Source organism: Verminephrobacter aporrectodeae subsp. tuberculatae At4, assembly GCF_000193225.1.
In the GTDB taxonomy this organism is placed as follows: domain Bacteria; phylum Pseudomonadota; class Gammaproteobacteria; order Burkholderiales; family Burkholderiaceae_C; genus Acidovorax; species Acidovorax aporrectodeae.
The window spans coordinates 1-327 of the sequence record NZ_AFAL01000916.1 but is presented as its reverse complement, the minus strand read 5'-3'; the positions used below and the strand labels follow the sequence as shown (position 1 = coordinate 327).

Sequence of the window (327 nt, the reverse complement as noted above, 5' to 3'; positions counted from 1 at the left end):
CGCACGGCCCGTTCCGCGTGCGCGCGGCGCTGCGCGCGCGCCGTGGCAGGCGCCAGGGCGCGCGTCTCGGGCACCCTGGCGCCCGCGCAGTCGCCATAAACGCCGCTGGTTGACGCGTAGACGAGGGACCTCGGCAGGCTGCGCAGCCGCAGCACCCGGGTCAGCGCCAGGGTGCGCGGATCGCGCGCATCCCCCGGCCCCACCGCGCCCGGCGGCGGCGCCAGATGCAGCACCCGCGTCGCCAGGCCCGACAAGCGCCGCAGGCTGGCCACGTCGTCCAGATCGCCCCGCAGGGGCCGGGCGCCCAGGGCGCGCAGCTGCGCCACC

Annotated in this window: 1 protein-coding gene; it reads right to left on the bottom strand. The window is 79.8% G+C overall.

Going from position 1 to position 327, the window contains the following annotated elements:
* The coding region (locus VTU_RS0122245; RefSeq protein WP_029554653.1) for a hypothetical protein at positions 1 to 327 on the bottom strand (327 nt) is incomplete at both ends.